At 70.4% G+C, this 13,095-nt stretch carries 12 protein-coding genes; 6 read left to right on the top strand and 6 right to left on the bottom strand.

The genetic code is table 11. The annotated features are described in order from the left end of the window. Nucleotides 1-58: 58 nt before the first annotated feature. A complete protein-coding gene (locus OG392_RS17600) occupies nucleotides 59-1,003 on the bottom strand; it encodes an RNA polymerase sigma-70 factor (protein WP_329280442.1) in 945 nt (314 codons plus the stop codon). A 326-nt stretch (nucleotides 1,004-1,329) separates the two neighbouring features. Between OG392_RS17600 and OG392_RS17595 the strand changes: the two genes are divergently transcribed. The 3 genes from OG392_RS17595 to OG392_RS17585 all read left to right on the top strand — a co-directional run bounded on the left by OG392_RS17595 (nucleotide 1,330) and on the right by OG392_RS17585 (nucleotide 5,297). Then, a complete protein-coding gene (locus OG392_RS17595; RefSeq protein ID WP_329280440.1) occupies nucleotides 1,330-1,545 on the top strand; it encodes a DUF6243 family protein in 216 nt (71 codons plus the stop codon). A gap of 337 nt (nucleotides 1,546-1,882) precedes the next feature. Continuing rightward, a complete protein-coding gene (locus OG392_RS17590; protein ID WP_329280438.1) occupies nucleotides 1,883-3,724 on the top strand; it encodes an alkyl/aryl-sulfatase in 1,842 nt (613 codons plus the stop codon). Between the two features lie 298 nt (nucleotides 3,725-4,022). After that, nucleotides 4,023-5,297: a M23 family metallopeptidase gene (locus OG392_RS17585; RefSeq protein ID WP_329280436.1), complete on the top strand. Its 1,275-nt coding sequence runs from the start codon at nucleotides 4,023-4,025 to the stop codon at nucleotides 5,295-5,297. 117 nt (nucleotides 5,298-5,414) lie between these two features. On the opposite strand, the gene OG392_RS17580 is transcribed toward OG392_RS17585, so the two are convergent. Then, a complete protein-coding gene (locus OG392_RS17580; RefSeq protein ID WP_329280434.1) occupies nucleotides 5,415-6,353 on the bottom strand; it encodes an alpha/beta fold hydrolase in 939 nt (312 codons plus the stop codon). A 128-nt stretch (nucleotides 6,354-6,481) separates the two neighbouring features. Between OG392_RS17580 and OG392_RS17575 the strand changes: the two genes are divergently transcribed. Beyond that, nucleotides 6,482-7,141 carry a TetR/AcrR family transcriptional regulator gene (locus OG392_RS17575; protein WP_329280432.1) on the top strand — a complete coding sequence of 220 codons (660 nt, stop codon included), beginning with the start codon at nucleotides 6,482-6,484 and terminating at the stop codon, nucleotides 7,139-7,141. 706 nt (nucleotides 7,142-7,847) lie between these two features. Here the strand turns inward: OG392_RS17575 and OG392_RS17570 are convergent. Beyond that, nucleotides 7,848-8,069, bottom strand: coding sequence for a hypothetical protein (locus OG392_RS17570; RefSeq protein ID WP_329280430.1), 222 nt, complete (start codon nucleotides 8,067-8,069; stop codon nucleotides 7,848-7,850). A gap of 296 nt (nucleotides 8,070-8,365) precedes the next feature. Here OG392_RS17570 and trhA point away from each other — a divergent pair, with 296 nt between their 5' ends. Beyond that, the gene (gene trhA / locus OG392_RS17565) at nucleotides 8,366-9,133 is read left to right on the top strand and encodes a PAQR family membrane homeostasis protein TrhA (protein ID WP_443054801.1); all 768 of its coding nucleotides are present in this window, start codon (nucleotides 8,366-8,368) and stop codon (nucleotides 9,131-9,133) included. A 208-nt stretch (nucleotides 9,134-9,341) separates the two neighbouring features. Here trhA and OG392_RS17560 read toward each other — a convergent pair whose 3' ends face one another. Next, entirely contained in the window at nucleotides 9,342-9,680 is a 339-nt protein-coding gene (locus tag OG392_RS17560; protein ID WP_329280428.1) for a MerR family transcriptional regulator, read from the bottom strand. An 840-nt stretch (nucleotides 9,681-10,520) separates the two neighbouring features. Between OG392_RS17560 and OG392_RS17555 the strand changes: the two genes are divergently transcribed. After that, on the top strand, nucleotides 10,521-10,880 hold the full coding sequence (locus OG392_RS17555; protein WP_329280426.1) for a hypothetical protein: 360 nt from the start codon (nucleotides 10,521-10,523) through the stop codon (nucleotides 10,878-10,880). A 63-nt stretch (nucleotides 10,881-10,943) separates the two neighbouring features. On the opposite strand, the gene OG392_RS17550 is transcribed toward OG392_RS17555, so the two are convergent. Further along, nucleotides 10,944-11,348 (bottom strand): CBS domain-containing protein, encoded by a 405-nt coding sequence (locus tag OG392_RS17550; protein WP_329280424.1) that lies wholly within the window; start codon nucleotides 11,346-11,348, stop codon nucleotides 10,944-10,946. Between the two features lie 46 nt (nucleotides 11,349-11,394). After that, nucleotides 11,395-12,915 carry a DEAD/DEAH box helicase gene (locus OG392_RS17545; RefSeq protein ID WP_329280422.1) on the bottom strand — a complete coding sequence of 507 codons (1,521 nt, stop codon included), beginning with the start codon at nucleotides 12,913-12,915 and terminating at the stop codon, nucleotides 11,395-11,397. Between the last annotated feature and the right edge of the window lie 180 nt (nucleotides 12,916-13,095).

Genomic DNA, 13,095 nt, shown 5'->3' with positions numbered 1-13,095 from the left:
CTCACCTCCTGAACCGGACAGCCACGCGATCCCTGACAGGAATCGAGTGTGACCTGGGTCACCACATCTTCGAGAACGGGAGATGGGGCCCGGAGGCCGCCCACCGGCGGGTCAGACGCTCCAACTTGTCCGGGTTGACCTGGAGATGGACCGCCACGACACCGTCGGTCGTCGTGTGGAGGCAGATGACTCCGGCGATCCGCTCGTCGATCGAGACCAGCACGGCGGGACCGCCGTTGACGACGGCGGAGTACAGCACCGGTTCGCCGCCGGCAAGGGCGCGCTTGGCGGCGCTCGGCCGGAACAGCCCCCGCAGGTAGCGGGCGATGCCGAGCGCACCGACGACCGGGCTCCTGCGGGCCGGGACACGGGCCCCGCCGTCGGCCACACCGACCGCGTCGTCGGTGAGCAGCCGTACCAGCGGCTCGGTGTCACCGCTGAGGGCCGCGGCGAGGAACTCCTCGACGACCTTCCGCGCGGCGGCCGCGTCGACCTCGGCACGGGGCCGGCCGGAGGCGAGGTGCTGCCTGGCCCGCCGGTGGATCTGCTGGCAGTTCGACTCGGTGAGGTCGAGGATCTCCGCGATCTCCCGGTGCGCGTACCCGAAGGCCTCGCGCAGCACGTACACCGCGCGTTCGTTGGGCGACAGCCGCTCCATCAGGGTGAGCATCGCGAGGGACACCGAATCGCGCTGCTCGGCGGTGTCGGCCGGCCCGAGCATCCGGTCCCCGGCGAGCACCGGCTCCGGCAGCCACTGGCCGACGTAGGTCTCCCGCCGGACCCGCGCGGAGGTGAGCTGGTTGAGGCAGAGATTGGTGAGCACCTTGGTCAGCCACGCCTCGGGCGTCTCGATCCGTTCCCGGTCCGCCGCGTGCCACCGCAGATACGTCTCCTGCACGACGTCCTCGGCATCACCGGCGGACCCGAGCATCCGATAGGCGATCGCCTCCAGACGCCCGCGGAAACCCTCGAACAGATCGGCCTCGTACGTGCGGAGCGACATTCCCTCATGATCGGGCCTGGCCAGGGGAGGCGTCCACCCTGACCGGCGTCCACTCCGACCGGCGTCCACCCTGACCGGGGGCGAGCGGCCCCGTGCGTGGTGCGCCGTCGGCTCCCGGGCTTCTTCGACGTCTACTGGGTCCGTCCCTGAGCGGCGCAGGGCCTGGTGTGCGGGGTCGGTGGAACCGGGTAACGTCTTTGTCATGTTCTTCCAGACGCCGATTCACGAGTGAGGGTGTGACGGGCCTCCGCCGACCTCTTCGACGTCGCAGCCCGCCGCCCACCGATGAATCCGCAGACCACCTCGCAGCACGACCGGGAGAACCCGTGACCGACAGCAAGAACATCAACAACCCCGTGGGCCAGGGCGGCGGCCAGCGCAAGCGGCAGTCCCGCGCCGAGCGCCAGAACAACGGCCCGCACCGCAACCGCGACCGCCAGAACGCGGCCGACCGGAAGGCGGAGCTGGTGCGCAAGATGCGCGAGAAGACGGGTACGGCCGAGGGCGCCGACCGGACCGACGACGACAACGACGAGAGCTGATACGCCGCCGCCGAGGGCGGTGGTGAACGAGAGCAGGGCCCGGACGGCGACACGCGGTCCGGGCCCTGCCCTCGTACCGGGCGCGGGGCGGGCCGTGTGCGCCGGGAGAAGGCCCGACCCGACGAAGGCGGCCCAGTCGGAGCGCCCGCGATCGGCCTGCGCGGCTCCCAGGCGGCGTACCCCCTCCGTCAGTTCCGTGTGGCCGGCCGCGGCGGCCAGGACGGCGCACCGCTGGACCTCTCGACCACCCCACCGAGGGTCCGATATGCGATAGTTCGCGGCTGATGTTCAGATGGACCGACAGGCGGAACGAGCGTGCGGAACGGAGCATCAGGCCATGGCCGAGACCCTGCCCTCCTTCGAGGACACGACCGACGTCGCCAACGCGGATCGGGGCTTCCTCGGTGCCCTCGTCCCGGGTGTCGTGAAGGCCGACGACGGCCGGGTGATCTGGGACAACGACGCCTACGCCTTCCTCGAGGCCGACTGCCCGGACACAGCCCACCCCGGTCTGTGGCGCCAGGGCCAGCTCGCTTCCCGCCAGGGCCTCTACGAGGTCACGGAGGGCGTCTACCAGGTGCGCGGCCTCGACCTCTCCAACATGACGCTCGTCGAGGGTACGCGCGGGGTGATCGTCATCGACCCGCTGATCTCCGTCGAGACCGCGGCGGCCGCCCTCGCCCTCTACAGGGCGCACCGCGGCGACCGCCCGGTCACCGGGGTGATCTACACCCACTCGCACGGCGACCACTTCGGCGGCGTCCGTGGTGTGCTCCCGCACGGCACCGGGGACGGCGTCCCGATCCTGGCCCCGGCCGGCTTCCTGGAGCACGCGGTCAGCGAGAACGTGTACGCCGGCAACGCGATGGGACGCCGTGCCACTTACATGTACGGCGTCGGTCTCCCCACCGCCCCCGACGGGCAGATCGGCGTCGGGCTCGGCCAGGCCACCTCCACCGGCACCATCAGCCTGATCCCGCCGACCGTGGACATCACGGAGACCGGCCAGGAGGAGACGGTCGACGGGGTGCGGATCGTCTTCCAGCTCACCCCGGGCACCGAGGCGCCCGCCGAGATGAACTTCCTCTTTCCCGACCACCGCGCCCTCTGCCTCGCCGAGAACGCCACCCACAACATGCACAACGTGCTGACCCTGCGCGGCGCCCTCGTCCGCGACAGCCGCGTCTGGGCCCACTACCTCGACGAGGCCATCGAGTACTTCCACGGGCAGTACGACGTCGGCTTCGCCTCCCACCACTGGCCCACCTGGGGCCACGACAACGTGGTGGCGTTCCTCGCCGAGCAGCGCGACCTCTACGCCTACATGCACGACCAGACCCTCCGCCTCCTCAACGAGGGGTACACCGGCGTCGAGATCGCCGAACGGATCGAGCTGCCGCCCGCCTTGCGGCGGGCCTGGCACGCGCGCGGCTACTACGGCTCGCTCAGCCACAACACCAAGGCGATCTACCAGCGCTACCTCGGCTGGTACGACGGCAACCCGGCCCATCTGTGGGAGCACCCGCCCGTCGAACTGGCCCGCCGCTACGTGGAGGCGGTCGGCGGACCGGCCGACGCCCTCGCCAAGGCCCGCGCCTACGCCGAGGACGGCGACCTCCGCTTCGCCGCCACCCTCCTGAACCACCTCGTCTTCACCGACCCGGACGACCAGGAGGCGAAGGACACCCTCGCCGGGGTGTACCAGCGGCTCGGGTACGGCGCCGAGAACGCCACCTGGCGCAATTTCTACCTGCGCGGCGCCCAGGAGCTGCGCGGCGGCATCACCGGCGAGGTCATCGACCTGGCCAACCCCGAGATGGTGATGGCCCTCACCGTCCCCATGCTGCTCGACTCGATCGCCATCGCGATCGACGGCCCGCGCGCCTGGGACGACGAGCTGGTCATCGACCTGGTCCTCACGGACGGTCCCACGGGCGCGGGCACCCGGCACCGGCTCACCCTCCACAACGGCGCCCTCACCCACCGCGAGGCGACCGCCCCGCCCCGCACCCCGGCCGGCCTCACCCTCACCCTGGGCAAGGCCCAGCTCCTCGGCCTGCTCGCAGGGAAGGGCGTCGACGCCCTGGGCATCGGAACCGAGGGCGACCCGGCCCTCATCGCCCGGCTCCTCGCCTACCGTTCGCAGCCCGACCGGACCTTCCCGATCGTCACCCCCTGACGGCCCTCCGGGCGGCAACGAGGCCCCAGGCGCCGTCGGACGCCCGGTCGTCGGCCGAAGGACCGCGCGGGCGCGCGGACCGGCCCGGAGGCGGGACCGCGCATACCGAGGCCGACGCTCCCACGCTGAGGGCGACCCGGGCTCGCCGGTCGATGGGGCTGGACGGGTGGAGTCCGGACCTGGCACCGGTGCCCTCGGCCCGGATCGGCGCGTCGCCGGGTTAGACATGGGCCTGCGCCTCGGCGCGGGGCGTGCCGGTGATCTTCACGGTCCCGGACCCGACGACGGGAAGAGCACCATGGCAGAGCGCCACCCTCGTAACCGCACCGCCCGCAGTCCGCTACGTCGCGGGCTCGCGGCCGCCGTGCTCGCCGTCGGCATGCTGACGGCCGCAACGGCACCCGGATACGGCACCGGCGCGGCCACGCCGGCGCCCGGCCCCCAGTTCACGCCGTTGACGGCGACCGTGATGACCGAACCGGCGCCGTTCCGCGCGACGGACGGCAAGACGCACCTCTCGTACGAACTGCTCACCACGAACGCGCTGCCCAGCAGCGCACGGGTGCGGCTGGACCGTGTCGAGGTCCGGGACGCGCGAACGCACCGGGTGGTGGGCTCGCTGAGCGGGCAGGCGCTGGCCGATGCCGCCAACCCGGTGGGCGATCCCCTGCCGGGTGCGGACGGGTACACGCCGGCGCCGCCAGGGCCGACGCCGACCGTGATCCCGGGCTCCCAGCAGTGGGTGGTCTGGCTCGACCTGGCCCTCGACCGAGGTCAGCGGGTGCCCAAGGTCCTCGAACACCGCCTCTCGGGCGCCGTCCTCACCGCCTCCGGCTCCTCCCCGTTCGAGGAGACGGTCCAGATCACCCCGACCGACCGCACCGTTCCGCTGGACCTGGACGCGCCGGTCCGCCCCGGCACCTGGTACTCCAGCGAGTCGTGCTGCGGCAACACCCACCACCGCCGCGGCCTCGGCCCGATCAACGGCCGCTTCTACGTACCGCAGCGCTTCGCGATCGACTGGTACAAGGTCGGCGAGCGGGGGCAGACCTGGGAAGGCGACCCCGCGCGGCTCACCAGCTACCTGAGCTACCGGCAGCCTGTCGTCGCCGCGGCCGGCGGCAGGGTGGTGGAGGTCCAGGACGGGATCCCGGACAACACGCCGCCCGTCACCCCGCCGGTCCCGCCGATCGACGAGACCGTCGGCAACCACGTCACCGTGGAGGTGGCGCCCGGCCGCTACCTGCTCTACGCCCACCTGAAGCCCGGCTCGCTCAGGGTCCGGGAAGGCGACCACGTCGAACCCGGCCGGGTCCTCGGCCTGATCGGCAACAGCGGCAACTCGACCACGCCGCACCTGCACTTCCAGGTGATGACCACGCCCGAGTTCTTCCCGACCGACAGCCCGCCGTTCACCTTCCGGAGGTTCCGCGTCGTCGGTCATGTCGAACCCCGGATCTGGGACGACAACCTGGGCCTCCAGCCGACCGGAGTCCTGCCGATCACACCCTCGCCGTACGACGGCCCCCACCGAGCCCGGTACCCGCTCGACCGCGAGGTGCTGGAGTTCTGACCGCCTCCCGGCCGACCTCGGCGCGTGACGCCCGGAGAGGCCCGGAGGACGACGAAGGCCCTGGTCTCCGACCAGGGCCTTCGTTCACGAGCGGATGACGGGAATCGACCGCTGTTCCTATCCGTCGACGGTGGCAGGGTCGAGGGAGTCGACGTCCTCCATGAACGACAGCATCCGGGCGTTGACCACGTCGGGGTGGTCGATCTGCGGGCCGTGCCCCGTCGCGGTGATGATCTCGGCGCGGGCGCCGGCTATGAGGCGCGGTACGCGTTCCAGCTGCCGCTTGGGGTGTACGAGCAGGCTGTGCTTGCCCATGATGACGTAGAGCGGGGTCCGGATGGATCGCAGCGCGTCCTCGGCCAGCGGCCGGGGTGCGGGGCGGCGGATCCGGTACGCGCGGGCGCCGAGCTGGATCCACCTGCGCATCTCGGGGACGGCGATCACCGGCTGGTCCAGCCACTTTGCGAGCCGGGGGCGCAGCGCCTTCGGGGCGAGGGTGGCGAACAGGCTCACGAAGACCCAGGCGAAGAAGCGCAGGCCGACCTTCTCCAGACCGCCGGGGTCGAGGGCGGTGACCGAGGCGAGCCGTCCGGGCCGCAGGTGGGCCTGGTTGAGGACGAGCCAGCCGCCGTAGGAGGAGCCGACGAGGTGGACCCGGTCGAGGCCGATCGCTTCGAGGGTCTCGTCCATCCACTGGGCGGCGCGCTCGGGCTGCCACATGGGTTCGCGGTGGATGCTGCGGTTGGCGTCGCCCGGGGTGTCGAGCGCGTAGACGGGGCGGTCGAGGCTGAGGCCGGGGGTGTTGGGGTACCACATCGCCGAGCTGTAGCCGGCGCCGTGGATCAGGACGATCGGGGTCCGGGACTCGGCGGCGGGGTCCGCGGGCCCGTACCGGTAGACGTGGGTGGTGCCGAAGCTCGTCTCGACGTCGGTCTCGGAGCGCGCGGGTGCCCCCATCGCGTAGATCACGTCGGCGGCGGCGAAGTAGCGGTCGCGCAGGGTGTCGTTGACGTAGCGGCCGACGTCGCGGCCTACCGGGGCGGTGTTCTCGGGCACGGCGGCACCTCCTGTGAAGAACCGTTCTTTGTGGTACGACCGTATCATCAATGTGGTACACCGGTATCATGAAGGCGTTCGGGTAGCGGAGCGCGAACCCACTCATCGACAGGCGGAGACGCGGGAACATGCCGAAGCGTGTGGATCACGAGGAGCGGCGCGCGCAGATCGCCGAGGCGCTCATCCAGGTCGCGGGGCGGCGGGGGCTGCATGCCGTCGGCATGCGCGACGTGGCCGCGGAGGCCGGTGTGTCGCTCCGGCTCGTGCAGTACTACTTCGAGACCAAGGAGAAGCTGCTCTTCTACGGCCTCCGGCACCTGACCGACCGATTCACCGCGAGGGTGGGTGCCCGCCTGGCCGCCGTCGGCCCGGACCCGGGCCCGCGCGCCACGGTGGACGCGCTGCTGTCGGCCTCGCTTCCGGTCGATGAGGAGAGCCGTACGTTCCACCTGCTGTACAGCTCCTACGCGATCCTGTCGGTGACCGACGGGGCGCTGGCCGCCCAGCCCTTCATCGACAATCCCGACGTCGCGGAGAACGCCCTGACCGGACTCCTCGAGCAGGCGCAGGAGGCCGGCCTGGCCGACCCGGACGCCGACGCGCGCATGGAGGCGATCAGCCTGCTCGCGATGACGGCGACCATGGGCACCAGCATCCTCGTGGGCCAGCGGAGCCCGGAGTCGGCGATGGCGGTGCTCCATCACCACCTGGACCGGATCTTCGCTCCTGTCCAGGCGTCCGAGGACGGCGCTGCCGCCAGGCCCGACTTGCGCGGCGCGGGGTCCTGACCGGACCGGCAACGCAGAAGCCCCAGGTCTCTGACCTGGGGCTTCGTGAGAAGAGCGGATGACGGGAATCGAACCCGCGCCATGAGCTGGGGAACCACCGACGCTCGGCTCGATCATCTGAGCTCTGACCTGCGAAAACGTTCCTGGTGGGGCATTTCTCGCGTATCCCGGGACGCCCGTGTCGACCGCTGTTCACCGCCCTTGAGGGCACGGCTGGGGCACGCTGTCAGAGCCTGGGAGCGATCTACGTCGGCACCGGCACCGACGAGCCGGCCATGGCCGCGATTCGGGCCGGCCGCCGGGGATGTGCCCCTCGTGTCGCCTTCGTCGGCACCGTGCTGTTCGCGGCCGACCTCATCCCAGCCACCCGGAGCTGGTCGACGCACGCCGTGGAGGGAGACGGAAACGGATACGCCTCGGAGCCCGATGCCGAAGCGGTCGTTGCGCCTGGGACCTAGCCTGCCTCGCGTCGAGCCGCACTCGCGCCCGAGGCGGACGCCTGCACGTCGTCGTCGAGCAGGAAGGCTTCGATTTCCCCGTAATCGGGTGCCTGGAAGGGACGTGTGGTGGGATGCGGCGACGCTGCGGCGGCGCAGGGGGACGTCTCTACCGGGGCGGAGAAGGGCGAGTTCAGGTCGATGAGAGGGGTCCTCTTCCTTGCGGGTCCGTAGACGGATCTGGTGCGCCGTGAACGGGTACGGCGGTCCTAGAGCTTGCTCATCTTGGCGTACGGGCTCAGGATCCGCTCTTTTTCAGAGCCGAAATCCACGACCGCCGCGATTCCGGCCTCGACGCCGGTGACCCGGCCGAGGCCGTACACGTCATGTGTGACCTGGTCGCCTACAGCGAACTGCTTGGGAGGCAGCGTGACCGGGGCTTTGAAGGGGCTGGTGGGCAGAACGCGCTTCGGTGCACTTGGTTTTGTCATTGCTGCCAGTATGCGCCCATGGAGGTCCGCTACGGCCGTTCACGTACGCAGCCCGCGGCAGCTGCGAGGGGCCTCGCCGAAAGCAAGCAGGACCAAGACGCCGCCCTGGGGCTTCGCTGCGGAGTGGATGAAGGGGGTCGAACCCTCACCGTAAGCCTGGGGATCATAAGCCTGGGCATCACCCGGAGCAGGTTCTGGCCAGGCGGCCAGGATCGGATCGTGAGGCGACCGAACAGGCCATGTGCGATGAGGTGGCCCTCTGGTAGCCCTTTCGGGCCGTTTCCTAGCATGTGCACATGGTTGCTGGAGAAAGTCAGCGGTCCGTTTCGGGACGGGATGCAGCGTTCCGAGGCGGCGCCGAAGTCGCCTGCCCTGCTTCCGCGCCGACGGGAGAAGGAAGGGAGTCCGTGACGGAGCGGGCGGCCGATCTGATGGAACCGCTCAAGCCGAGACTGCGTGGCTGGCTTCACGCCGTCATGGTCCCTGCGTCGCTTGCCGCGGGCATCGTCCTCATCTGCCTGGCAGGGACGCCGGGAGCCGTGCTGGCCTGCACCGTGTACTCCGTGACGGCCTGGCTGCTGTTCGGGACGAGCGCCGTCTATCACCTCGGCACCTGGGGACCCCTCGGCGAGGCTGTTCTGCGCCGCCTCGACCATGCCAACATCTTCCTGATCATCGCCGGCACATGCACCCCCCTCGCCGTGCTTCTGCTCTCCCGCGACCAGTGGTCCTTCCTGCTGTGGATCGTGTGGGCGGGTGCTGTGGTCGGCATCGCCTTCCGCGTTCTGTGGGTCGGGGCTTCCCGCTGGCTGTACACCCCCTGCTACCTGGCCCTGGGCTGGGCGCCCGTGCGATACCTACCCGAATTCATGCACAGCGGCGGGGTCGCCGTGGTCTGTCTGATCGTGACCGGAGGGCTCCTCTACAGCGCGGGTGCGGTCGTCTACGCCCTCCAGCGCCCCGACCCCTCGCCCCGCTGGTTCGGCTTCCACGAGGTCTTCCACGCGCTGACAGTGGCAGCTTTCACCGCCCACTACATCGCGATCTTCCTCGCCGCCACCTGACCACGACGAGTGGGGCGCCATGGCCGGGTGATCCGAGATCCTCGCGGCATGAGCGTCCCCTCTGTGGGCGGCCGGAAAACCGACGGTAGGCCCGGCCCGTCCTGGTCAGGATCGCGGTGTGCCTCACGTGCTGGAGACCGACCGGCTCGTTCTGTGCGCACCACGGCGGCGGCGCATCGTCGGCCGATGCCGACGGCGGTCGAACCCCTCAAGCCACGGCCGAGGGGTGGGTCGGTTCGGTGGCACGGCGGTATTCGGCGTTGATGCGCTGGGCTTCCTCCAGCTGGTCTTCGAGGACGACGATGCGGCAGGCGGCCTCGATGGGGGTGCCCTGGTCGACGAGCTCACGGGCGCGGGCGGCGATGCGCAGCTGGTAGCGGGAGTAGCGGCGGTGACCGCCCTCGGAACGCAGCGGGGTGATCAGGCGGTGCTCACCCAGGGCCCGCAGAAAGGCGGGGGTGGTGCCGAGCATTTCGGCGGCCCGGCCCATCGTGTAGGCGGGATAGTCGTCGTCGTCAAGTCGGCCGTACGAGTCATCTGCTGTCATCTGCACCTCTCTCTGGAACGCGCGGAGGGGCCCTGGTGCCGTACGGCACCAGGGCCCCGAAGGAACTTCTACACCACATGCCGACCTTGATACCGCGTCGGCCTTCTGTGTCCGCCTACCCGACCCAGTTGCTGTCGGGCGTGCGGGGATCGCGGTTGCTTGACCGGAGACCACCTCACTATCGATGTCCTGCGGTACCCGGACTCAAGACTTCCGTCCGGGCGATCCTGATGGTGCCTCGTTCCTCCGTTCTTCCCTCGGCGATCGACTGCCTACCACTGGGTACTGCGTACTGGCGGTACCGCTCCATTGCCTCACTGCTGTGAACTGCGCACTCACGGGTACCGCGCATGCCGTGACCGCGGTCCCGCGCGGCGGCCCCTGATCACTGCGGGCCACCCGGTCCGGCCGCCAGTCCCGTCGCCGTCCTGCAACAACCCTGGCTTCGAAACTCCGCCGCCGCACCGTCCTGCGAACTGCAACCACCTGTACTGCTGGTACTGCTTGCCGGCAGTTCGTCTCTGCCAGGCCCTGCTGTCCTTCTCGGCTACGGAAGAAAACATAGCGACACCACTGCCCAATGTCTACTCTGGCCGATGCAGATTTTCGTGCGTCCGGCAGCGAGGTAATCGGCTTCGGGCAGTGAAGCAGGTGGGGCGCAGGGCGGTCGCACCTGGTCGACCGCGGCTTCTGGGGCAGTGGCAGAGGCGGCGGGCGGGGAGGAACGGGCATGAGTGATCCGCTTCTGAAAGCAAAGCGGTGACGGCCCTTCAGAGGCAGCTCTACAGCGGCACGACCGGTGGAGGGGGCCGGGGCGACCCGTGAATAGAATCAGTGTTCATGTCGAAGCCTGACGAGCTGCTCGTGGACGTTGCCACCCTGGTGGAGTCCGGGCAGAGCAATCAGATGTCCCTGACGGTAGCCACCGGCGGCACGGTCATCACCGGCCGCCTGGCCCCCGAAGCGGTGTGGAGGCAGCGGGTCTCGGAGGTGCTGGCGGACTCGGATCGCCTGGGAGAGTTCTCCGCCGTCTTCACCGCACCGACCCGGAAGGACGGGCCGCCCACCCATCTGCACTTCCACCTGGCGCGGATCCTTCAGGGCACGGTCGGGATCCCGGAGACGGGCGGGATGTACCGCGTCTCGATCGCGGACGTGAGCGCCTGGACCATGGGCGATTTCAGCTACTCCGAGCACTGACCCCGGGACCATCTCCGAAACCCATGGCACGAGGGAGGGGCGGTGCAGCCGTGGCGAGGCGGTTCAGTGAGCCAGGGCGAGGACGCCCAGGGCGCAACCTTGTTCGTCGATGACGGGCAGCGCGTCGAGCCGGCGGTGGCGCATCGCGTGTTCGGCTTCGGCCGTCGGGGTCGGGGGCGAGGTGAACAGCCCCCGGTCGCCGGGTACGGCGCGCAACCGGAACTGGTCGTCGTAGTCGGCGCTGTCGCGGACGGCGATGAGCTGGGCCAGGGTGACCAGCCCGGTGCACACGCCGTCATCGTCGCAGACGAGGAGATGCTCGGTGCGCGCACTGGCCATCACGGCCAGGGCCACTTCGACCGTCATGTCGTCGCCGACCTGCGGTCCGGCCACCTCCATGACCTCGTTGACCGTCTGCGGTCCAGAACTGGTGCTCGACGAGCCGGGCTGCATTCGGATCAGCGTCACAACATGCCTCCTGCGGAGATGGGCGAACTGCCGGATCACGTGATTCTCAGGCCGCCGCCGCGGGGGAGGCGGGCCGACGGGCGCCGGCCCGCCGGGCGGCCGAGGCGGAGCTACGCCGACCACGGGATGAGGATGTACTGCGCTTGGGGCGCTCGGGCGCCGGTGCCGTGATGGTGACCGGGATGCCGGAGGGGGCTTGGGCGCCGGTGATCCGGACCAGCTCTGCCTCACCCGAGCGGACCTGGTTGGTCTCGGGCACGATGCCCGCGTCCTGCATGAGGCGGTTCATGCCACGGCGTTGCTGGGGCGTGACGAGGGTGACGACGCTGCCGGACTCGCCGGCCCGGGCGGTGCGGCCGCCGCGGTGGAGGTAGTCCTTGTGGTCGGTGGGCGGGTCCACGTTGACGACGAGGTCGAGCTGGTCGACGTGGATTCCGCGGGCCGCGACGTTCGTCGCGACCAGGACGGTGACGTGCCCGGCCTTGAACCAGGCCAAGGTGCGGGTGCGTTGCGACTGCGTCTTCCCGCCGTGCAGGGCTGCGGCCCGCACGCCGCTGCGGAGGAGGTCCTCGGTGAGTCGGTCCACGGCGTGCTTGGTGTCCAGGAACATGATCACCCGGCCGTCACGCGCCGCGATCTCGGTGGTCAGCCGCTGCTTGTCGGCGCCCTGCACGTGCAGGACGTGGTGTTCCATCGTCGTGACCGCGCCCTGGGAGGGGTCGACGGAGTGGACGACGGGGTCGGTGAGGTAGCGGCGGACCAGGAGGTCGACGTTGCGGTCCAGGGTCGCGGAGAACAGCATCCGCTGGCCCTCGGGCCTGACCTGGTTCAGCAGCGCGGTGACCTGGGGCATGAAGCCCATGTCGGCCATCTGGTCGGCCTCGTCGAGGACGGTGATCGCGACCTGGTTCAGTCGGCAGTCGCCGCGGTCGATGAGGTCCTTGAGGCGGCCGGGGGTGGCGACGACGACTTCGACGCCGCTCCGCAGCGCGTTCGCCTGCCGGCCGATCGGCATTCCGCCGACGACGGTGGTCAGGCGCAGGTTCACGGCGCGGGCGTACGGGCTGAGCGCGTCGGTGACCTGCTGGGCGAGTTCCCGGGTGGGGACCAGGACCAGCGCCAGCGGCTGACGGGGCTCGGCGTGCTGTCCGGCGGTGCGGGCCAGCAGGGCCAGGCCGAAGGCGAGGGTCTTGCCGGAGCCCGTCCGGCCGCGGCCGAGGACGTCACGGCCCGCGAGGGAGTTCGGCAGTGTCGCGCCCTGGATGGGGAAGGGGACGGAGACCCCCTGCGCGGTGAGCGCGGCAAGCAGGGTCTTCGGCATGTCGAGATCGGCGAACGCCTCCACGGCGGGCAGCGCCGGAGTGATCGTTTTCGGCAGGGCGAACTCGCCCTGCACCGGGGCGGGCCGCCGACCCTGACCTCCCGAGCGGCGGGGTGCACCCGAACGGCTCGGGGCGGACGACACACCGAAGCGACTGCCCCGGGTCGAACCGGAGGAGTAGCCGGGCGCGGGAGCGCCGGTGCGGCGGGTGCGGGAAGAGCGGCTGTTCGTACGTGTGGGGTTCATTCAGAACCTTCCTTGATACGGCACGCATCAAGGAAGTCCGCAGCGTAAGGGCAGCATGCGGAATCACAGGTACGGACCGAATGTAATTCGAGAAGCGAACGCGGCGCACGGAAATATGGTGGCGGCGCAGCTGAAAAGGGAATGCGTGCGGAATCTGATCCGGAGCACCAAGGGGTACGA

Origin of the sequence: Streptomyces sp. NBC_00691, from assembly GCF_036226665.1 — a bacterium.
Classification (GTDB): Bacteria; Actinomycetota; Actinomycetes; order Streptomycetales; family Streptomycetaceae; genus Streptomyces.
This window is presented reverse-complemented; position numbering and strand designations above follow the sequence as displayed.